The sequence below is a fragment of the Mesorhizobium sp. B1-1-6 genome (assembly GCF_006443035.1).
GTDB lineage: Bacteria > Pseudomonadota > Alphaproteobacteria > Rhizobiales > Rhizobiaceae > Mesorhizobium.
The window spans coordinates 51,472-71,033 of record NZ_VFWR01000013.1; the positions used below are offsets into that span (position 1 = coordinate 51,472).

The 19,562-nt window shown below is 62.4% G+C and carries 19 protein-coding genes; 11 read left to right on the forward strand and 8 right to left on the reverse strand.

Translation table 11 applies throughout. The features are described 5' to 3' along the window. The first annotated feature begins 27 nt into the window (after nucleotides 1-27). Complete coding sequence (locus FJ979_RS24170) at nucleotides 28-399, forward strand: response regulator (protein ID WP_181168585.1); 372 nt, start codon at nucleotides 28-30, stop codon at nucleotides 397-399. Here FJ979_RS24170 and FJ979_RS24175 read toward each other — a convergent pair whose 3' ends face one another. After that, nucleotides 400-1,341, reverse strand: a complete 942-nt coding sequence (locus FJ979_RS24175; protein ID WP_181168586.1) for a DMT family transporter — start codon at nucleotides 1,339-1,341, stop codon at nucleotides 400-402. A gap of 222 nt (nucleotides 1,342-1,563) precedes the next feature. Here FJ979_RS24175 and FJ979_RS24180 point away from each other — a divergent pair, with 222 nt between their 5' ends. After that, a complete protein-coding gene (locus FJ979_RS24180) occupies nucleotides 1,564-2,445 on the forward strand; it encodes a LysR family transcriptional regulator (RefSeq protein WP_140525428.1) in 882 nt (293 codons plus the stop codon). Here FJ979_RS24180 and FJ979_RS24185 read toward each other — a convergent pair. From FJ979_RS24185 to FJ979_RS24195, 3 genes are all read right to left on the reverse strand, one after another. Further along, entirely contained in the window at nucleotides 2,424-2,795 is a 372-nt protein-coding gene (locus FJ979_RS24185) for a glyoxalase superfamily protein (protein ID WP_140584039.1), read from the reverse strand. The two genes, FJ979_RS24180 and FJ979_RS24185, sit on opposite strands and share 22 nt — an antisense overlap. A gap of 41 nt (nucleotides 2,796-2,836) precedes the next feature. Then, nucleotides 2,837-5,431 carry a TIGR02302 family protein gene (locus FJ979_RS24190; protein ID WP_140584041.1) on the reverse strand — a complete coding sequence of 865 codons (2,595 nt, stop codon included), beginning with the start codon at nucleotides 5,429-5,431 and terminating at the stop codon, nucleotides 2,837-2,839. 118 nt (nucleotides 5,432-5,549) lie between these two features. Further along, complete coding sequence (locus tag FJ979_RS24195; protein WP_140584042.1) at nucleotides 5,550-6,491, reverse strand: threonine/serine dehydratase; 942 nt, start codon at nucleotides 6,489-6,491, stop codon at nucleotides 5,550-5,552. Between the two features lie 50 nt (nucleotides 6,492-6,541). Between FJ979_RS24195 and FJ979_RS24200 the strand changes: the two genes are divergently transcribed. After that, nucleotides 6,542-6,844: a metalloregulator ArsR/SmtB family transcription factor gene (locus FJ979_RS24200; RefSeq protein WP_140513877.1), complete on the forward strand. Its 303-nt coding sequence runs from the start codon at nucleotides 6,542-6,544 to the stop codon at nucleotides 6,842-6,844. 22 nt (nucleotides 6,845-6,866) lie between these two features. On the opposite strand, the gene lysA is transcribed toward FJ979_RS24200, so the two are convergent. The 3 genes from lysA to argH form a co-directional block, all read right to left on the reverse strand. Continuing rightward, on the reverse strand, nucleotides 6,867-8,135 hold the full coding sequence (gene lysA / locus FJ979_RS24205) for a diaminopimelate decarboxylase (RefSeq protein ID WP_140513876.1): 1,269 nt from the start codon (nucleotides 8,133-8,135) through the stop codon (nucleotides 6,867-6,869). A gap of 68 nt (nucleotides 8,136-8,203) precedes the next feature. After that, nucleotides 8,204-8,410 carry a lipoprotein gene (locus FJ979_RS24210; protein WP_140500798.1) on the reverse strand — a complete coding sequence of 69 codons (207 nt, stop codon included), beginning with the start codon at nucleotides 8,408-8,410 and terminating at the stop codon, nucleotides 8,204-8,206. A gap of 140 nt (nucleotides 8,411-8,550) precedes the next feature. Further along, the gene (argH, locus tag FJ979_RS24215) at nucleotides 8,551-9,951 is read right to left on the reverse strand and encodes an argininosuccinate lyase (protein WP_140513875.1); all 1,401 of its coding nucleotides are present in this window, start codon (nucleotides 9,949-9,951) and stop codon (nucleotides 8,551-8,553) included. 36 nt (nucleotides 9,952-9,987) lie between these two features. On the opposite strand from argH, the gene FJ979_RS24220 reads away from it, so the two are divergent. Beyond that, nucleotides 9,988-10,668 (forward strand): TlpA disulfide reductase family protein, encoded by a 681-nt coding sequence (locus FJ979_RS24220; protein ID WP_140584044.1) that lies wholly within the window; start codon nucleotides 9,988-9,990, stop codon nucleotides 10,666-10,668. A 191-nt stretch (nucleotides 10,669-10,859) separates the two neighbouring features. On the opposite strand, the gene FJ979_RS24225 is transcribed toward FJ979_RS24220, so the two are convergent. Beyond that, a complete protein-coding gene (locus tag FJ979_RS24225) occupies nucleotides 10,860-11,618 on the reverse strand; it encodes a Crp/Fnr family transcriptional regulator (protein ID WP_140513873.1) in 759 nt (252 codons plus the stop codon). A gap of 261 nt (nucleotides 11,619-11,879) precedes the next feature. Here FJ979_RS24225 and FJ979_RS24230 point away from each other — a divergent pair, with 261 nt between their 5' ends. The 7 genes from FJ979_RS24230 (at nucleotide 11,880) to FJ979_RS24265 (ending at nucleotide 19,540) form a co-directional block, all read left to right on the forward strand. Further along, nucleotides 11,880-12,203, forward strand: coding sequence for a circadian clock KaiB family protein (locus tag FJ979_RS24230; protein WP_140500802.1), 324 nt, complete (start codon nucleotides 11,880-11,882; stop codon nucleotides 12,201-12,203). After that, on the forward strand, nucleotides 12,187-13,680 hold the full coding sequence (gene kaiC / locus FJ979_RS24235; RefSeq protein ID WP_140500803.1) for a circadian clock protein KaiC: 1,494 nt from the start codon (nucleotides 12,187-12,189) through the stop codon (nucleotides 13,678-13,680). The genes FJ979_RS24230 and kaiC overlap by 17 nt, the downstream gene beginning before the upstream one ends. After that, the gene (locus tag FJ979_RS24240; protein ID WP_140525435.1) at nucleotides 13,677-14,801 is read left to right on the forward strand and encodes an ATP-binding protein; all 1,125 of its coding nucleotides are present in this window, start codon (nucleotides 13,677-13,679) and stop codon (nucleotides 14,799-14,801) included. The genes kaiC and FJ979_RS24240 overlap by 4 nt, the downstream gene beginning before the upstream one ends. Nucleotides 14,802-15,197: 396 nt before the next feature. Continuing rightward, on the forward strand, nucleotides 15,198-16,502 hold the full coding sequence (gene ugpB, locus FJ979_RS24245; RefSeq protein WP_140500805.1) for a sn-glycerol-3-phosphate ABC transporter substrate-binding protein UgpB: 1,305 nt from the start codon (nucleotides 15,198-15,200) through the stop codon (nucleotides 16,500-16,502). Nucleotides 16,503-16,741: 239 nt separating this feature from the next. Continuing rightward, complete coding sequence (gene ugpA / locus FJ979_RS24255; protein WP_140513871.1) at nucleotides 16,742-17,626, forward strand: sn-glycerol-3-phosphate ABC transporter permease UgpA; 885 nt, start codon at nucleotides 16,742-16,744, stop codon at nucleotides 17,624-17,626. Nucleotides 17,627-17,634: 8 nt separating this feature from the next. After that, the gene (gene ugpE, locus FJ979_RS24260) at nucleotides 17,635-18,483 is read left to right on the forward strand and encodes a sn-glycerol-3-phosphate ABC transporter permease UgpE (RefSeq protein WP_140500807.1); all 849 of its coding nucleotides are present in this window, start codon (nucleotides 17,635-17,637) and stop codon (nucleotides 18,481-18,483) included. A 7-nt stretch (nucleotides 18,484-18,490) separates the two neighbouring features. After that, nucleotides 18,491-19,540, forward strand: a complete 1,050-nt coding sequence (locus tag FJ979_RS24265; RefSeq protein WP_140500808.1) for a sn-glycerol-3-phosphate import ATP-binding protein UgpC — start codon at nucleotides 18,491-18,493, stop codon at nucleotides 19,538-19,540. Nucleotides 19,541-19,562 lie beyond the last annotated feature (22 nt).

Genomic DNA, 19,562 nt, shown 5'->3' on the forward strand with positions numbered 1-19,562 from the left:
AACGTTTGCTCGCCAAACATGCCGGCCATGGCAAAGCTTCTGATCGTTGAGGACGATGAGTCCGTCCGCACCCTCGCAGCCCGGGCGCTCGAACGCGCCGGACACGCAATCGACATCGCCGCCGACGGCGCGCAAGGACTGGCGCTGATACGCGCCGCGAAGGGCGGCTATGATCTCGTCGTCTCCGACATCCGCATGCCCGAGATGGACGGCATCGAGATGGCGATTGCAGCTTCGGGTCTTTTCCCGTCGATGAAGATCCTGCTGATGACCGGCTATGCCGATCAGCGCGAGCGCGCCGAGGAGTTGAACGGCATCATCCTCGACGTCGTGCAGAAGCCGTTCACGCTGGCCGAAATCCGTTCACGCGTCGAACGGGCGCTGAGCATTTTCGCCTGATCAGGCGGGATCGGCAGCGACGAGTACCGGGAGCTTGCGCCGTCCGGTGTTGAGCGCAAGCAGGCCGGCGCCGATGATAAGGGCAGCGCCGATCACGGTCGTCGACCGCGGCACTTCGGCGAAGAACAGAAAACCCCACAGCGGCGACCACAGGATGCCTGTGTATTCGAAGGTGGCGACGCGGTTGGCCGGCGCCATCCGGTAGGCCTGCGACAGCAAGATCATGCCGGCGGAGGCGACGAAGCCGCAGGCGGCCATCTTGAGGAAATCCGGCAGCGTCGGCCACAGCCAGGGCCGCACCAGGAATTCCAGGCTGGGATGGGCGGCATGATTGATGCCGGCAAGCCAGAACAGGCTTGCGACCAGTGCGGCGCCGGCGAGATAGGCACCGTTCTGGTAGAAAGCCATCACGGTCGAGGATTCGGTGTCGCCGATCTTACGCGCCATCAGTTGCGAGAAGCCGTAGAGCACCGCGGAGCCCAGCGACAGCAGCGCCGCCCAGTCGAACAGTCCCGCACCCGGGCGCAGCATCACGACGACGCCAAGCAGCCCGATCAACACGGTCGCCAGCGTCTGCCAGGAGACCCGTTCGCCAAGATAGGGCCCGGCCAGCACCATGATGCAGAGCGGGGCCATGAAATAGAGCGCCACGGCATCGGCCAGGGGCAAGGCGGCGATGGCGAGGTAGTACATGGTGTAGGAGGTGAACTGAATGAAGGCGCGCATGGTCAGCACGCCGAACCGCCGCGACAGGATCGCACGCAGCCCGACATCGGCATGGACGAGCACGATCAGGATCGGCAGGGCGACGACCGCGCGGATGGCCATCACCTCGGTCACGGGGTAGCCGCCCGACACCGCCTTGACCAGCGGGTCCTGCAACGAGAAGACCAACACGCCCAGGCACAGGCTCAGCATGCCGAGCACCATCCGATTGCGCATAAGGATCCCAAGCTCCCGTACCAGGACGCAAGCAAGCTTGCAGCAAGCTAAAAAGAACCCGCCACCGTTTCGGGCAGCGGGCATGAGTGAGGACTGTTGATTGGTCCGTGGCCGAATCCTCAGCCACATATCCAATGGGTGAAGCAACTATCATCCCGTGTTTGACATGTTGCAAACGAATTGGAATGATACCAGCAATCAAAATTCCTTATGGCGGACGGGATGCGGCCCACTCTCGACAGCGATCTCCTGCGCACCTTCGTGGCCATTGTCGAAGCAGGCAATTTCACCAAGGCGGCCGAGCAGGCCGGCCGCACCCAATCGGCGGTTTCGATGCAGATGAAGAAGCTCGAAAGCGTCATCGGCGACAGCCTGTTCGAGCGCGGGTCGCGCGGCGTGGCGCTGACGCGGCGCGGCGGCGAGCTGATCGTCAATGCCCGCCGCATCGTCTCGCTGCTCGACGAGACGGCCGCGTCGATGGCGGCGGCGCCGCTCGGCGGGCCGGTGCGGATCGGCATTCCGGAAGAATACGGCCATGCCATCCTGTCGCGCGCGCTCGGCGCGTTCTCGAAGCGTCACACCAAGGTCGAGGTCACCGTGCGCTATGCCCATTCGGGGGCGCAGATAGCGGCGCTTGCCGCCGGCGAACTCGATCTTTGCGTGGTGTTCGAATGGCAGGATCCTTCAGGCGGCGAGGTGCTGATGCATGATCCGACGGTGTGGGTGACATCGATCCTGCATAACATGCATGAGGAGCGTCCGGTGCCGATCGCTCTCTATAACCGAGCCGGCTGGTGCAAGGATTTCGCCATCAAATCGCTCGAGCAGCGCGGGCTTGGCTATCGTGTCGCCTACACCAGCGACACGACCGGCGGCCTGAAGCTTGCCGTGACCTCAGGACTGGCGATCGCACCGATTTCGCGCAGCAACATTCCGGACGGCTGCCGGGAGTTGACGTCGGCCGACGGTTTCGGTGACATCGATTCCTCGAATGTGGTGATGCATCGCAACCCGAATGCGTCGGGCGAGGCGATCGACGGCATGCAAGAGGCGATCCGCGAGGCGTTCGTCAACAGGCAGACTCAGCCGGCCGCATCCTCGTAGAAATGCAGCCGGTTGCCGAACGGATCGGCAACCGACACCTCGCGGGTCTTCCACGGCGTCTTTTCCAGGCCCGGCCCGGCGAAACGGTATGCTTTGCCGATCAGCTCGCGATGCAGGGCGGCGATGTCCTCGACCTTGATGCGCATGGCGATGCCGGGCGCGCCGTCGCCATGGTGTTCGCTCAGATGCAGGATGCAGCCGTCACGGCCGACCGCCATGTAAAGCGGCGCGTTGTCGTCAAAGCGGTGCTCCCACAGCACCTGGAAGCCGAGGAAGCCGACGTAAAACTCGTGGGCCTTGGCAATGTCGAAGATGCGCAGGATGGGCGTCACTGTTCCGAGTTTGGGCATGATGTTGCAGCCGCTCCCAGCGGATGCCGCGGCGGCGATCCCTATTTCAGTTCCAGCAGCCGTTCCAGATAGCTGCGCTCGATATCGGGGCTGAGCGCATTGCCGAGCCGCTTGCGGATCGCTTCCAGGATCTGGCGGGCGCGCTGCACGTCGATCTCGTCCGGCACCTTCACCGAATCGCCGAAATCGGGACCCTGGCTGGCACGCGGCCGGCCGAGCGGATCGCGATCGGCGTTCTGCTGGCGACCGCCTTCCTCGCTGCCGCCTTCGTCGCCCTGCATGGCCTGCATCTGCTTCATCATGTCCTTGGCACCCTTGCGCAGCGCCTCCAGAGCGCGGCCCTGGTGGCCAACGGCCTGATCACCTTCACCATCGCCCAGGGCCTGCTCGGCATTGCCCATTGATTTGCCCGCCTCGCCAAATCCTTCATTGGGCTCCATGCCCATGCCCTCGAGCCCCTTCTTCAACTGTTCGAGGTCGTTCTTCAGCTGGCCTTGGCCTTCCTGCAACTGCTTCAGCGCGTCGGCGAATTCCTGCGGCGTCATCGGCTTTTGCCCGGCGAGCGGATCGCGGTTCTCGCCTGCGCCCGGCTTGTCCTGATCCTCGCCGCCGCCTTCGCCGAGCTGTTCATCGCGGTTCTGGCCGCGCTGGCGCTCGCCGCGTTGCATCTGGTCCATGCGGAAGGTGTCGTTCATCATCTCCTGCTGGCGCCGCAGGATGTCGCCGAGCTTGTCCATCTGCTGGCGCATCTGGCTGTCCTGCTGGCCACCCTGCTGCTGGCGGCCGGCCTGGAGGTTGTTCATCATGTCCTGCAGCTGCGACAGCAATTGCTGCGCCTTGTCGCGATCGCCGGACTTCGCCAGGTTCTCGATCTGGTCCATCATGCGGTCGATGTCGCTCTGGCGTAGTTCCTGGCCGTTCTGCTGCATCTGCGGGGCGTTGGGATTCTGCTTGGCGCGCTCGGCGAATTCCCGCAGGAACTGGTTCATCGCCTCGCGCAGTTCCTTCATCGCCTTTTCGATCTCCGCGTCGCTGGCGCCGTTCTTGATAGCATCCTGCAAAGCCTGCTGCGCCTGGCGCAGCCGCTTCTCGGCAGCCGAGAGATTGCCCTCCTCGATGCCGAGCGCGATTTCCCAGAGATAGGAGACCTCGTTGCGCAACTGGTCGTCGCTGTCGGCCATCTTCAACCGGCTGCGCGCGCTCATGATTGCGAGGTAGTGGGACATGTTGTCGAACGTGTCCTCGGGCCGCAGCGTGATCGCATCCATCAGGTCGAGCACGCGCGGCTTGGCGTTCGCGTCGAGCGCCAGCAGGCGGCGCTGCTCGATAACGGCACGCGCCAGCGGATTGGAGAACGGCCGCTCCGGCATCACCAATGTCTTGGTTTCGCTGCTCGCCGTATGCCGGGCATCGTCGGTGGCGACCAGCGTCAGCTTGATCTCGGCGCCGGCCCAGACGTGTTCGGTCAGGTCCTTCGAGGTCCTGGCGGCATTCGCCTTGCCGCCGCGGCGCGGTAGCGTCAGCGGCATGTCAGGCGGACCGTAGAGCGGACGCGCATCGGGCGCCTGCGGATCGGCGAGCGCGAACACGGCCTTGGCGTTGGCGGCGCCATAATCGTCGTCGATCTGGTAGTTGAGCTCGAAAGCGCCGTTGACAGCGCGCTTCGGCTCGCCGACGAAACGGATCTGCGGCGGCTTGTCCGGGATCACCGCGAAGGCCCAACGGCCGAGTTCGCCCTCGCCCGACTTCAGCGTCAGCGTGCCATCGCTCGTCAGCTTGCCGATGAACTGGCGCACTTTGGACTGCGCTGCCGGGCTTGCCGCCGGCTTGGCCGCGGCCGCCTGCGGGTCGGCGGGATCGATGGCGCGGGCATTGCCATTCTTATCGGCATAGGCAAGCGTCTCCTCGCCCGTGCCGCCGGTGACGCGCAGCGAAACATCACTGCCTTCGGGAACGTGGAAAGCCGGCGCCGCCTGGTTGGCGTCTGCCGTAAGGAAGATCGGCGGCTTGCCGGTATAAACGGGCGGCGTCACCCATGCATCGATGCGCGGCGGCACGGCGTCATGCGCGTCCTGGGCGCTGAACGCGTCGGCTATCCGGCCACCAGTCGGTCCGAAGGAAAAAGCGAAGGCGGTGACGAGCAGAAGCGCTGCCACGGCGCGCAATCCCCAGGGATCGCGTTCCGGCACGCGCGTGCGCGGCACGTCGGCGCCGAGGCTGTCGAGCCTGTCGGCCATGCGCTTCTGGTGCTCGCGCCACAGCGCCTGCGAGAAGCTGCTTTCGCGGCCGCTCGGCCGGTCCGTCTGGGTCTGGACGGGGTGGTGCAGCAAGTGATTGGCCGCCTCGATGCGGCGGTCGATCTCGGCGCCGCCCGGCATGCGGAAAAAGCGTAGCGGATAGAGCGCGGCCAGTGTCGCAACGCCGAAGGCGGCGACCAACCCGATGCGCGCCGCATCGGGCAGGCGCGGGAAAAGCCCTAGCCAGGAAATGCTGAGAAACAGGCTGGCGACGACGAGAAGCGGCAGCAGGAGCGGCCAGCCCCGTTCGACCATCATCGAGACCCGCGTCGCCAGCCGGCTGAGCGCCAGGCGCCCGGCAAGACCGCGATCGCTGCTGAAGATCGGTCGTTCCGTCATCGGCCCTTCCACGGGAGCGGGCGGGATGGCCCGAACCTCACGACTCGAAGAATACCCAGCAAACGCGGCGAAGGCGAGGCAGTTCCTGAAAAACGTGAAGGAGAGAAAGGCGCGGCGATCAGAATTTCGCCGGGTTTGCGTTCGCGCCGCAGACCAGGACGGCGAGCCGTTCGCCGGGTGCCGGCGCATAGCGGCCGGACAGGATGGCGCCGAACGCCGCGGCGCCACCGGGTTCCGAGATGATCCGCACCCGGTCCCACAGCGCCTTCTGGGCGGCGACGATGTCGTCGTCGCTGACCAGGATGGAGCGTTCCACGAAGGCCTCGGCGATCGGGAACATCATCTCGCCGACACGTTTGGGCGCCAGGGAATCGGCGGCGATGCCCTCGGCCGGCGCATCGACCGGATGGCCGGCCTCGAGGGCGCGATAGAGTGTCGGCGCGCCCTCCGGTTCGACGGCGACGATGCGGATACGGCCGGCGAACCAGGCGGCGATGCCGCCGATCAGGCCGCCGCCGCCGACGGCGACCAGCAAAGTGTCGATCTGAGGCAGGTCGTTCTCGATTTCCAGCCCGAGCGTGCCTTGCCCGATAAGCGTTTCCTCCTGGTTGAAAGCGTGGATCTGCAAGGCGCCGGTTTGCTCGGCGAAACGTTCGCTGGCGGCCAGCGCCTCGGCATAGCGGGCGCCGCCGACGACCAGCTCGGCGCCGTAGCTGCGAATGCGCTCCAGCTTGGCCGGCGGGCTCACCTCCGGAACGAAGATGGTCGCCCTGTGGCCGAGACGCATGGCGGCATACGCCACCGCCGCTCCATGATTGCCGCCCGAGGCGGCGACGACACCGGCCCCGGGGACCTGCCGCTCGAGAAGATTGGTGAACGCGCCGCGCGCCTTGAACGAACCGGAATGCTGCAGGCATTCGAGTTTGAGATCGACCGCCAGCGGCGGCCGGTCGAAGTCGGCCATGTCGACGCGCAGCACCGGCGTGTGGCGCACATAGCGACGGATGCGCGGTTCCATCATCGCGATGCGTTCGCGCGTTATGGTGTTGCCGTTGGTCATGGCCATCTCCTTGGGATTGACAGCAATTAGTAACTTGGCAAAATGGCTAAATGCAAGAGGTTGATGTGTTCAAGGCGATCGCCAACGAACGAAGGCTGCGGATCCTCGACTGGCTGAAGGATCCGCGCGCGCATTTCCCGGCCCAGGCGGATGGCGATCTGGTCGAGGACGGCGTCTGTGCGCTGCTGATCGCCGAAAAGCTCGGCATTACCCAGGCGACGCTCAGCGAGCACATGCGTGTGCTCACCCAGGCAGGGCTGTTACGGGCCAAGCGCATCAAGCAATGGACATTCTATCGCCGCGACGAGGACAGGATCGCTGAGACAAGAGCGCTCATCCAGAACCGGCTATAGCTAGGACCGCCTTCGGCGGCTTCTATGCAAGCCAGTCGGGGATCGAATCCAGCCCGATCAGTTCGTCATAGGTCTGGCGCGGGCGCACGACGTGGAAACGATCGCCGTCGACCAGCACTTCCGGCACCAGTAGGCGGGTGTTGTAGGTGCCCGCCTGTACCGCGCCATAGGCGCCGGCGGTGGCGATGGCGACCAGGTCGCCGGACTTGAGCCTTGGCAGGTCGCGGTCGAGGCCGAGATAGTCGCCGGTCTCGCAGACCGGGCCGACGATATCGACCGTCATGCGCGGCGCGTCGGCGGGCGGCAGCACCACCGGTCTTATGTCGTGGAAAGCGTCGTAGAGCGTCGGCCGGATCAGGTCGTTCATGGCGGCGTCGACGACGAGGAAATTCTTGGCATCGCCTTCTTTGGCGAAGATCACTTGCGAGACGAGGATACCGGCATTGCCAACGATCAGCCGGCCCGGCTCGAACATCACCTTCAAGCCAAGCTTGGTGACGTGCTTGCGGACGATCTGCGCGTAGGCGTCGGGGAGCGGTGGCGGGTTGTTGTCGACGCGGTAGGGAATGCCGAGACCGCCGCCGAGATCGACATGCTCGATGGCATGGCCGTCGGCGCGCAGCGCGCCGACCAGTTCCACCAAAAGCGCGAAGGCATCGTCGAAGGGTTGCAGCTCGGTGATCTGGCTGCCGATATGGGTGTCGATGCCGGTGACCTTGATGCCCGGCAATTCAGCCGCGCGCGCATAGACCTGACGCGCCTTCTGCCATGGGATGCCGAACTTGTTCTCGGCTTTGCCTGTCGAGATCTTCTTGTGCGTCCTGGCGTCGACATCCGGATTGATGCGCAGCGAGACCGGCGCCACCTTGCCCAGGGCAACGGCGCGCGACGAGAGCAGTTCGAGTTCGGGCTCGGATTCGACGTTGAAGCACAGGATGCCGGCTGCCAGCGCAAAGTCCATCTCACGCGCGGTCTTGCCGACGCCGGAGAACAGGATCTTGCTGGCCGGGATGCCGGCTGCCAGCGCGCGCCGCAACTCGCCTTCCGACACCACGTCGGCTCCGGCGCCGAGCCTGGCCAGGGTTTTGAGCACCGCCTGATTGGAATTCGCCTTCATGGCGTAGCAGACCAGTGCATCGAGCCCGGCAAATGCCTGGACGAAGACGTGGTAGTGCCTGGTCAGCGTGGCCGTCGAATAGCAGTAGAATGGCGTGCCGACGGTTGCGGCGATGTCCGATATCGCCACGTCCTCGGCATGAAGCACGCCGTCGCGGTAGTCGAAATGGTTCACGAGAGTGGTTCCGAAAAATTGGAGCAGGGTAGGAGCGGGTTTAGCACTCTAAACCGCTCTGACCGGCTCTAGAGCAGCGGGTCGAGAATGAACTTCTTGTCCGCGACCGGTTTTTCCGGTTCCGGCGGCACGGGTTGGTGTGCCTTCTCGGCGTCCTTGCGCGCCTGCACGGCCGCCTCGTAAGGCGTGTCGAGACCGGACCTTCTGCCGCAAGCCGTAACGGCGGCAACCGCCGCAAGCAGCGTCAGTGTCACCAAAATCCTGCTTCCGGTCATCGATCCATCCGTCCGAAACTTTTTTCCGCCGCTGCTTTTAGCCGAGTTCTCGGCGCATTGCACCCTGGATATTGCCGTTGCAATATCCTGGATATTGGCGGTTGCAATATCCGGGATATGGCTGGCCGCAATGTCCGGCATCACGCCTTGGCCAGCCGCTTTTTCCAGTAGCGGATCTGCTTCCTGACTTCCGACGGTGCGGTGCCGCCGAAGGAGGTGCGGCTCTTCACAGAGTTCTGCACGGCCAGCACCGAAAAAATGTCCTTCGTGATGCCGGGGTGGATCGACTGCAAGTCTTCCAGCGCAAGCTTCTCCAGGCTCAGCTTCTTCTCTTCGGCCAGCGCCACCGCCCGTCCCGTGACATGATGCGCTTCCCGGAACGGCAGGCCGAGCGTGCGCACCAGCCAGTCGGCAAGGTCGGTCGCGGTTGCGTGGCCGGAGCCGGCAGCCTTCTTCATCGCCGCCGCGTTCACCGTCATATCGGAGACCATGCCGGTCATCGCCGCCAGCATCAGGTCGAGCGTCTCGGCGGCATCGAACACCGATTCCTTGTCTTCCTGCATGTCCTTGCCATAGGTCAAAGGCATGCCCTTCATCACCGTCAGCAGGCCGACCAGATGGCCGGTGACGCGCCCGGTCTTGCCGCGCACCAGTTCGGCGGCGTCGGGGTTCTTCTTCTGCGGCATGATCGAGGAGCCGGTGGAGAAGCTGTCCGACAGCCTGATGAAGCCGAATTGCGGCGTTGACCAGATGATGATTTCTTCCGCCAGCCGCGACAGATGCGTGGCGCATATGGCCGCCAGTCCCAGGAATTCCAGCGCGAAATCGCGGTCCGAGACGCTGTCCAGCGAATTGCGCATGGGCTCGCGGAAGCCGAGCGCACTGGCGGTCTGGTGGCGGTCGATCGGAAAGCTGGTGCCGGCAAGGGCTGCTGCACCGAGCGGGCTCTCGTCCATGCGTTCGATGGCGTCGCGCACCCGCGACAGGTCGCGCGAAAACATCTCGACATAGGCCATGCAGTGGTGGCCGAATGTCACCGGCTGCGCCGCCTGCATATGGGTGAAGCCCGGCATCACCGTCGCGGCGTGCTGCTCGGCCCGCTCCAGCAACGCACTGATGAGACCCTTCAAGGCCTCGGCGACGCGAAAGCACTCGTCCTTGACCCAGAGCCGGAGGTCCACTGCAACCTGGTCGTTGCGAGAGCGGGCCGTGTGCAGCCGGCCGGCGGCCGGACCGATCAGCTCGGCGAGGCGGGCCTCGACGTTCATGTGGATGTCTTCCAGCCTGGTCGAGAATTCAAATGTGCCCGCCTCGATCTCTTTCAGGATCGTGTTCAGGCCGTGAGCGATTTTCTCTTGATCGGCCGCCGAAATAATGCCCGTTTGCGCCAGCATCGCGCTATGGGCGATCGAACCTCTGATGTCCTGCGCATAGAGTTTGCGGTCGAACGAGATCGACGCGTTGATTGCTTCCATGATCGCGGCCGGACCCGAGGCAAATCGTCCGCCCCACATCTGGTTGCTGGTCTTCTTGTCGCTCATGGCTATAAAACCCGTGCTCGGAGCAGTTTTGAGAACATGGCAGACGGAAACAGATTTTTCCCGGCCCCGCGCCTGATCCTCGCCGCCCTGGTGGCGGGAGCGCTGGCCGGCGCGGTCGCGGTATATGTCAGCGAGAGCCAGTCTGGCAACAACGCCGCGTCGCAAGTCGCCGTCGGAGACAGCAAGGACGATGTCGCCTGCGCCGCCAAGAGCGAACGCGCCAAGAAGATCGCCGCAGCCGCCACCGGCGAGGTCGCGGCGCTCTTGCCAGCCGATCCGCCGCAATCGATGAAGAGCCTCGCCTTCAACGGCCCGGACGGCAAGCCGATGACCATCGCCGACCATGCCGGCAAGACGGTGCTGCTCAATCTGTGGGCGACATGGTGCGCGCCATGCCGCGCCGAAATGCCGGCGCTGGACGCCTTGCAGAAGGAGAAAGGCAGCGATGCGTTCCAGGTCGTCGCCGTCAACGTCGATGCCGGCGATGACGTGAAGCCGAAGAAGTTCCTCAAGGACACCAGCGTCGAGGCGCTCGGCTATTACAGGGATTCGACGATGGCGCTGTTCAACGAACTCAAGACGCGCGGCCTGGCGCTCGGCCTGCCCGTCACCATGCTGATCGACGGCGAAGGCTGCCTGATCGCCCATATGAACGGCCCGGCCGAGTGGTCGGGGCCGGACGCCAAGCGGCTTGTCGAGGCCGCGCTCGGGTCTTGAAGAGGCTGGGACAAGGCTGGGCGCAAGCGCGGCTTGACCACGCAACGGTTCCGCCCAGCCCATCCGCGGCGGCCTGAGCCGACCCGGTCAATTCGTCGAATGCCTGGATCGGCGCCGGCTTGCCGAGATAGTAGTCCAAGCCTCGGCGTCCAGGGACTCACCTTAAGGACATATATGGCGAGCCGTTTGTGCTATCGGCCAGACGAGCCGTTGGTCGGCAGGGGATAGACGCCCTTCAATACTTCGTCGAAGTGATGACTGACCGCCGCATTGCACTCGCAAGCAAGCCACCGCAGGCCGTCGACCTTGCGAACGACGATCCGGGCACGATGGGTCTCAATGAGACCGTGTTCTTTCAGATCGCGTATGACGCGGCTCAAATAGCTCCGGCCGACTCCGAGCATTACGGCGAGCTGTTCTTGTGTCAGCGCCAGATCGGGAGTGCCCGTCCGATCAATGGCGGCCAGCAGCCATTTCGCTGTCCGTTGCTCGATCGAATGCGCGGCATTGCAGGCGACGGACTGGAACATCTGCGCCATCAGGCAGTCCGCGTACCGCGCGAACAGATTCCGTAGCGTCGACGACCTGGACTTCGCCTCTTCAAGGTTAAGCAGGTCGATGCGGAAGAACGAACCTCCCAATTGTACTTCAGCGCGAGCGTAAGCTGGGAGCCTGCCTTGGCTGACAACTCCGCCAATTGCCCCTTCTCGTCCGACCAGAGCCGTCTCGATCGCACGCCCGTCGCTCAGCACGACGAGATAGGAAATCAGGCTGGGACCTCTCGGGAAGTATGCATGGCGAACCGTGTCACCAGGTTCATAAAGCAGTGTTCCGGTGGGGGCCGACCACTCATCCAGCCAAGGCTCGAGGATTGCCCAATCTGCCGCGGTGAGTGCCCGCAGAAGATTGTTGCCGATCATGCCGGAGTCTATGTGGGCGCGGGCTTCCATTTACACTCCTCCGAACGATCGCTTGCGGCCCATATCCCAATAACCGGAGAAATGTCCACTAGTGCGCAGACGCGCAAAGCGCGAATGTCTAAGAAGTGACAGGGGTGCTGATCCAGACCCCATCGAGCGCGAGCTGTGGCGCGTCGGCTCCAGGCGAAATGCTAGAAGATCGCCCAAGGCGGACAACAAAGCCCTGCGGTTGAATTGCTGGCGTGTCGCGTAGAGCACGTCGATACTGAACCCGTGCAACCAGCGTGAGATATGAACCCGGAACAACCGCCCGCTTCAGGGGCCCATCCCCTTCTCCGGCTCTACATCGCCGGAGACACGCCCGGTGCTCGTCGGGCACTGGAAAGCCGCCTGAAGATAATCGAGGAGATGAGCGCATCCATTGAAATCCAGATCTTCGATATCCTGGAACATCCTCATGAGGCGGAGCGAGCAGGGATACTAGCAACGCCGACGCTCTCCGACGAATCCGCCGATCCCCCGCGCCGTCTGGTGGGCGACATCAGCAATATCGCTCAGGTTCTGGACTATTTCGGTTTTCGCAAGAAGGATGATATTCATGACCGCGACGGATGAGATCTCTATCGACCCGGTTCTTGAACGCGTCAATACAGGGATCGAAGCTTTTGACGACTTGGTGATGGGTGGCTTGCCGCGCGGACGCACCACCATCGTGGGCGGCACGCCCGGTAGCGGCAAGACCGTATTCGCCACGCAGTTCCTGGCGCATGGCATCACCGGTCTCAATGAGGCCGGTGTCTTCGTCACCTTCGAGGAGTCGCCAACCGAGATCGAGGTGAACATGGCGAGCTTCGGCTGGGACATCCGCGGCTGGCGAGCGGCGGACAAGCTTGTTTTCGTCGATGCGAGCCCGCGCGATCAGGACCAGGTGGTTGTGGGCGATTTCGACCTCGCCGGTCTTCTGACCCGCATTCTGCACGCGAGCCGAAGCGCCGGGGCAAAGCGCATCGTGCTCGATTCGGTTACCCAACTTTTCGATCATTTCGTAGCCGAGCAGACGGCAGTGCGCCGCGAACTTCTACGTATTGCGACCGCGCTGAAGAAAGAAGGGCTGACGGTCCTTATGACCGCGGAACGCAACAGTGAATATGGTGAAATCTCCCGTCACCGAATAGAGGAGTTCGTCGCAGACAATGTCGTGATCCTTCGCAATGCCCTTGATCGCGAGCGCCGTCGGCGGACCATAGAAGTCCTGAAAATGCGCGGCAGCCGTCACGTTGAGGGCGAAGTGCCCATAACGCTGGTCGCCGAACAGGGCATCGTAGCTGTGCCTCTGTCATCGTTGCGCCTGGAGCAGCAATCAAGCACGAAACGGGTCACCAGTGGTAATTCCGAACTCGACAAAATGTGCAGCGGCGGGTTCTTTCGCGACAGCGTAACCCTTGTCAGTGGAGCCACAGGCACCGGAAAGACTCTACTTGTCACCAACTTTCTGGCGGGCGGAGTGGCTGCGGGCGAACGCGCCTTGCTCGTCGGCTATGAGGAGAGCCGCGGCCAGCTTTTCCGCAACGCGCGTAGCTGGGGCGTCGATTTCGAAGCGATGGAGGCGGATGGTCGCCTGAAGGTAGTCTGCCTTTATCCGGAAGCGCAGAGTTTGCCGGATCACCTTCTGATGATCCGCGAACTGGTGGCGGAGTTCAAACCCGATCGCATGGCAATCGACAGCTTGTCGGCATTGGAGCGCATCGCGCCAGAAACCGGGTTTCGTGAGTTCTTGATCAGCGTCACCTCCTTCATAAAGAAGCGCGAAATTGCCGGCCTTTGCACCGCTACCAACAAATCGCTTGTCGGAGGCCAGAGCGCTAGCGAGCAGCATATTTCCACACTCACCGATTCGATCATTCTGTTGCGCTACATTCAGCAGGAAGAATTCATGCATCGCGGCATGATGGTGCTGAAAATGCGCGGCAGCGAACACGACAAACAGATACGGCGCTTCACCATCGACAGTGGCGGTATGCATCTTGGAAAGCCCTTTGACAGCGCGCCTGATGTGTTCGGCGACTCCGCCGTGGACAACACGTCGACATGAAGAGCGCCTTGAATACGGCGCAAAACGCCGCCGAAATGCTGGAATCGCCCGGAGATACATCTCCGGCTGGCATTAGCCAGCTCAGCTTTCGCCAGTTGATCGAAAATACCGCCGACGGGATGCTGGTGGTCGATTTGGACGGAACAGTGCTCTATGCCAATCCTGCGGCAGCCGTAATTTTTGGACAGCCGCTTGACGAACTCCTCCACGTTCCGCTCGGCCGTCCGGTCGTCTCCGGAGAGATCGCCGAGATCACCGTTCACCGTTCCGGCCGCAAGCCGGCAGAAGTGGAAATGCGTACGGTCGAGGTTACCTGGGACAGCAGGCCCGCATTGCTTGCCAGCCTGCGCGATGTCTCGGCCCAGCGATCAAGAGAAGAAAACGCGCGCCAGTCACAAAAGCTCGAGGCCATTGGACGCCTCGCAGCTGGCATTGTCCATGACTTCAACAACCTACTCGCCGTTTTCGGGTCTGGCCTTCGGCTTCTGGAGAAACAGATCGCTAAAGATCCTGCGGATGAGAAAGTCGCTCTGCTGGTCGAGGAGATGTTCAGGCGGATCGAAAATGGAGGAGCGCTAACACAGCAACTGCTTGCCTTTTCGCGACGCCAATCCCTGGTCCCGGAACAGATTGATCTCAATGAACGTATCAAGGGGCTGACGACGCTGCTGGAACGGACGTTGGGGAGCGGCATCCGGGTACAATGCAATCTGGATCCAGCCTTGGACCCTATCCTTATCGATGCCAACCAGCTCGACATCGCCGTTCTTAACCTTGCCGTGAACGCCAGAGATGCAATGAAAGGCAATGGCACTCTCACGATTGAGACCAGCAATTTTCCAAATGATCTGGAGGATTTGCGTTCAGCGGCGGCTTCATTTGTTCGCGTGACTGTACGCGATACCGGCTGTGGAATGAGCAAGGACACCCTGGCGCGCGTTTTCGAACCATTCTTCACAACAAAATCGGAAGGGCAGGGTACGGGACTCGGGCTAAGCCAAGTTTACGGCTTCATCAAGCAATCCGGTGGGCATGTCCGAATCGATAGCGAAATCGGTCAGGGAACAAGCCTGCATCTCTACTTGCCGCGCGCTTCTGGAACCGAGCGGCAGCAGAACTGAGCGGCGGCAGACCCATTCCCGGCCAGCAGACTGATTGGCCGATGTCAAATCCGTCAGGCTGAGCGCGGGACGGGAATTTCCACGCATCGACCGAGCATTAAACCGACGCCTTTTTCAGCGTTGTCATGTCAGTGTTGTCATGTGCTGTTAGACGCCGTCCGTCGGTGAGGTCGCTGACCGTCTCGAGACAGGTCCCTGGTACATCAATTCAAGCAGCAAGCCGCTATGCAATCCTTTTCCGGGTCACTTTCATCCGGAAGTGAACGCTACTTTAGCCGGATATGAAGTGCGCCTGTCCGCAACAAAACCGTTGTCCGCTGCGCGCGAACGACACATAGTGCCATTGCGGGAGTGCCCCTTTCGCCAATGACAAGCAATGAGAACGGGAGACGAAACATGAAGTTCTTTGGCTTCGCGGCCGGTGTCGCCGTGACCCTGCTTTCCACAACCTCCGCCTTCGCCGTTACGCAGATCAGCTGGTGGCACGCCATGACCGGCGCCAACGCAGAGGTCGTCGACAAGATTTCCAAGGATTTCAACGCCAGCCAGGGCGACTACCAGATTGTTCCGGTTTTCAAGGGCACCTATCCCGAAACGCTGAATGCCGGCATCGCCGCCTATCGCGCCGGCCAGTCGCCTGACATCATCCAGGTGTTCGATGTCGGCACCGGCGTGATGATGGCGGCCCGGGACGCGATCAAGCCAGTGGCCGAGGTGCTGACCGGCGCCGGGATGAACTTTGACAAGAGCCAGTATCTGCCAGGCATCGTCGGTTATTATTCGACGCCGGACGGCACCATGCTGTCCTTCCCCTACAACTCCTCCTCGCCGATCCTCTACTACAACAAGGACATCTTCCAGAAGGCGGGGCTCGATGTGAACAACCCACCCAAGACCTGGAACGAGGTGTGGGAGGATGCCAAAAAGATCAAGGCGAGCGGCGCCGCCGCTTGCGGCTACACCTCGACCTGGCTGACCTGGATACACCTGGAAAACTTCGCGGCGTGGAACGATGTGCCGTGGGCCACGCAGCAGAATGGCCTGGCCGGCGGTGATGTCGAACTCAAGATCAACTCGCCGATCTTCGTCAAACATTTCCAGGCGCTCGCCGATCTGGCCAAGGACGGCACCTTCAAATATGGCGGGCGCACCTCCGAAGCCAAGCAGATATTCCTCGCCGGCGAATGCGGCATCTTCACCGAATCCTCGGGCGGCCTAGGCGACATCGTCAAGTCGGGCATGAACTACGGCATTGGCCAGTTGCCCTATGACAGCGACGCCAAGGGCGCGCCGCAGAACACGACGCCGGGCGGTGCCAGCCTTTGGGTCTTCGGCGGCAAGTCCGACGAGGAGTACAAAGGCGTCGCGGCTTTCTTCGCCTATCTGTCCAAGACCGATGTGCAGGAATATCTGCACCAGAAATCGGGATACCTGCCGGTGACGCTCGCCGCCTATGAGGCGACGAAAAAGTCCGGCTTCTACGACAAGAATCCCGGTCGCGAGACGCCGATCCTGCAGATGACGGGCAAGGCGCCGACCGACAATTCGAAGGGCGTGCGGTTGCCGAACTTGCCGCAGGTGCGCGACATCCAGAACGAGGAGTTCGAAAAGATGCTTGCCGGCCAGGAAACCGCCCAGCAGGCGCTCGACAATGCGGTCACGCGTGGCAACGCGGCAATCAAGGAAGCGCTGGGGAATTAGGGCGCGTCCGAACCTATCGAGTTATAGTCCTTGCTCTACGAGGCCCCCCTCTGCCCTGCCGGGCATCTCCCCCTGAAGGGGGGAGACTGGCTGTCGCGACCGTTTTCGGCGATTGTCAAAGCTGGAGAATGGCAGCTGCCGCAGGAACTGCCAATCTTCCTCCAAGAAGGGGAGATGCCCGGCAGGGCAGCGGTGAGCGCCGTAGAGTGCCGCTCGGCTTTCCACGCCGGAGCGGCGCATTGACCCCGCGCGTCGTCTTTCCCAACAAAGTCTTGCCATACCTCCTGGTGGCGCCGCAACTTGCCATCACGCTGGTGTTCTTCTACTGGCCGGCCGGGCAGGCGCTCTACCAGTCGATGCTGAGGCAGGACCCGTTCGGGCTGAGGAGCAGGTTCGTCTGGTTTGCCAATTTCCGCAAGGTGCTTGCCGACCCGGCCTATCTCAACTCGATCAAGGTCACAGTGGTGTTTTCGCTCGCGACCGTGATCGTTGCCATGGGCGTGGCGCTGCTCCTTGCCGTGATGGCGGAAAAGGTGGTGCGCGGCAAAGGCCTCTACCGCACGCTGATGATCTGGCCCTACGCGGTGGCGCCGGCGATTGCAGGCATGCTGTGGCTGTTCCTGTTCAATCCATCGATCGGCTCGCTGTCTTATCTGCTGAGACGTTTGGGTGTCGCCTGGGATCCGCTGCTCAACGGCACCGACGCCATGATCCTTCTGGTGGCGGCGGCCGCCTGGAAGCAGATCAGCTATAATTTCCTGTTCTTCGTCGCCGGGCTGCAGGCGGTGCCGAAAACGCTGATCGAGGCGGCGGCGATCGACGGCGCCGGCGAAACCAAGCGCTTCTGGACCATCGTCTTCCCGCTTTTGGCGCCGACGACGTTTTTCCTTTTGGTCGTCAACACCGTCTATGCCCTGTTCGACACGTTCGGCATCGTTCACGCCGTCACCGGCGGCGGGCCGGGCAAGGCCACCGAGACACTGGTCTATAAGGTCTACAATGACGGCTTCGTCAATCTGATCCTCGGCGATTCGGCGGCGCAGTCGGTCATCCTGATGGTCATCGTCATCGCGCTCACCGCCATCCAGTTCCGCTACGTGGAACGCAAGGTTCATTACGGCTGAGGAGCGCGATGATCGGTCAGTCCCCGTTTCGCATTTTCCTTGCACATGCCGTGCTCATCCTCGGCATACTGATCGTGGCCTTTCCGATCTACTACACTTTCGTTGCCTCGACGCAGACGCTGCAAACCATCCTTAGGCCGCCACTGCCTTTCCGGCCGGGCAGCGAGTTCTGGAACAATTACGGCGAGGCGCTGTTCGGCGGCGTCGGCCGCATCGGCGGGCTCGGCGTCGGCAGGCTGCTCCTCAACTCCACGATCATGGCGCTCGGCGTTGCGGTCGGAAAGATATTCATCTCGATCCTGTCGGCCTATGCGATCGTCTTCTTCCGTTTTCCGCTGCGCATGACTTTCTTCTGGCTGATCTTCATCACCCTGATGCTTCCCGTCGAGGTGCGCATCCTGCCGACCTACAAGGTAATGGTCGACCTCGGTATGATCGACACTTATGCCGGACTGATCATCCCGCTGATCGCCTCGGCCACCGCAACGTTGTTGTTCCGCCAGTTCTTCATGACCATCCCGGGCGAGTTGGTTGAGGCGGCGCGCGTCGACGGCGCCGGTCCATGGCGGTTCTTTTTCGATATCCTGTTGCCATTGTCGCGCACCAATATCGCGGCGCTGTTCGTCATTCTTTTCATCTACGGCTGGACGCAGTATCTGTGGCCGCTGCTGGTCACCAACAGCAACGATATGAACACCATCGTCATCGCACTGAAGAAGATGGTCTCCTTCGCCGATGCCGACACCCAATGGCATTTGGTCATGGTCACGGCGATCCTGGCAATCTTGCCGCCAATCCTGGTTGTGGTGCTGATGCAGCGCTGGTTCGTGCGCGGACTGGTCGACACCGAAAAGTGAGAAGCCGATGGCGACGGTCGATCTGAGGGACGTGAAGAAAGTATATGCCGGCGGCGTCGAAGCCGTGAAGGGCGTCTCCATTGCCATTCCCGACAAAGAACTCTGTGTGCTGGTCGGGCCGTCCGGCTGCGGCAAGTCCACGCTTTTGAGGATGATCGCCGGGCTGGAGACCATTTCTTCCGGCACGGTCGCTATCGACGGCAAGATCGTCAACACGATCGGCCCGACCGAGCGCGACATCGCCATGGTGTTCCAAAACTATGCGCTCTATCCGCATATGAAAGTCTACGACAACATGGCTTACGGGCTACGCAATCGCGGTACGCCCAAGGACGAGATCGACAGCAGGGTTCGTTCGACCGCCAAGGTGCTGGAGCTTTCAGCGCTGCTTGACCGGCGCCCGCGCGAGCTTTCAGGCGGTCAACGCCAGCGCGTCGCCATGGGCCGCGCCATCGTGCGCAATCCGAAAGTCTTCCTGTTCGACGAGCCACTCTCCAATCTCGATGCCAAGCTGCGCGGCCAGATGCGGGTCGAAATCAAGAACTTGCAGCGCTCGCTCGGTGTCACCTCGGTCTACGTCACCCATGACCAGTTGGAAGCGATGACGTTGGCCGACATCCTTGTCGTCATGAATGGCGGATTGGTCGAGCAGGCGGGCGCGCCACTCGACATTTACGAAAAGCCGGCCTCGACGTTCGTCGCCTCTTTCATCGGCGCACCGCCGATGAATCTTCTGTCCCTTTCGGGTCCGGCGCTGACCGGCAGCAAGACGAGCGACTTTGCGCCTGCGAATGCCGTCACGCTTGGCTTCCGCCCCGAGGATGCCGATGTCACTTTCGCGGCCGAGGCACCGTCCGGCGCGCTCGTGCTGCCGACAATGGTGGAGGCGGTCGAGCCGGTGGGAGCGGACAGCTTTCTTCACTGTGCGGCAGGAGGCGACCGCATCGTCGTGCGTGTGGCCGCGCGCGCAACAGCCAAGCCCGGCGACCAGTTGCGCGTCGTGGCCAAGGCCGAGAAACTTCACTGGTTCGATCAGGCTGCAAAGAGGGTCGACTGACGCCAATCTTGCATGCTGATCA

Coding starts and splice junctions, on each gene's coding strand:
- FJ979_RS24230 (WP_140500802.1), top strand. CDS start 11,880: ATGAACCCGGAACAACCGCCCGCTTCAGGGGCCCATCCCCTTCTCCGG.
- FJ979_RS24180 (WP_140525428.1), top strand. CDS start 1,564: ATGCGGCCCACTCTCGACAGCGATCTCCTGCGCACCTTCGTGGCCATT.
- FJ979_RS24200 (WP_140513877.1), top strand. CDS start 6,542: ATGCAAGAGGTTGATGTGTTCAAGGCGATCGCCAACGAACGAAGGCTG.
- FJ979_RS24265 (WP_140500808.1), top strand. CDS start 18,491: ATGGCGACGGTCGATCTGAGGGACGTGAAGAAAGTATATGCCGGCGGC.
- FJ979_RS24220 (WP_140584044.1), top strand. CDS start 9,988: ATGGCAGACGGAAACAGATTTTTCCCGGCCCCGCGCCTGATCCTCGCC.
- ugpE (WP_140500807.1), top strand. CDS start 17,635: ATGATCGGTCAGTCCCCGTTTCGCATTTTCCTTGCACATGCCGTGCTC.
- argH (WP_140513875.1), bottom strand. CDS start 9,951: ATGAGCGACAAGAAGACCAGCAACCAGATGTGGGGCGGACGATTTGCC.
- FJ979_RS24170 (WP_181168585.1), top strand. CDS start 28: ATGGCAAAGCTTCTGATCGTTGAGGACGATGAGTCCGTCCGCACCCTC.
- FJ979_RS24195 (WP_140584042.1), bottom strand. CDS start 6,491: ATGACCAACGGCAACACCATAACGCGCGAACGCATCGCGATGATGGAA.
- FJ979_RS24175 (WP_181168586.1), bottom strand. CDS start 1,341: ATGCGCAATCGGATGGTGCTCGGCATGCTGAGCCTGTGCCTGGGCGTG.
- kaiC (WP_140500803.1), top strand. CDS start 12,187: ATGACCGCGACGGATGAGATCTCTATCGACCCGGTTCTTGAACGCGTC.
- FJ979_RS24185 (WP_140584039.1), bottom strand. CDS start 2,795: ATGCCCAAACTCGGAACAGTGACGCCCATCCTGCGCATCTTCGACATT.
- FJ979_RS24190 (WP_140584041.1), bottom strand. CDS start 5,431: ATGACGGAACGACCGATCTTCAGCAGCGATCGCGGTCTTGCCGGGCGC.
- FJ979_RS24225 (WP_140513873.1), bottom strand. CDS start 11,618: ATGGAAGCCCGCGCCCACATAGACTCCGGCATGATCGGCAACAATCTT.
- ugpB (WP_140500805.1), top strand. CDS start 15,198: ATGAAGTTCTTTGGCTTCGCGGCCGGTGTCGCCGTGACCCTGCTTTCC.
- FJ979_RS24240 (WP_140525435.1), top strand. CDS start 13,677: ATGAAGAGCGCCTTGAATACGGCGCAAAACGCCGCCGAAATGCTGGAA.
- FJ979_RS24210 (WP_140500798.1), bottom strand. CDS start 8,410: ATGACCGGAAGCAGGATTTTGGTGACACTGACGCTGCTTGCGGCGGTT.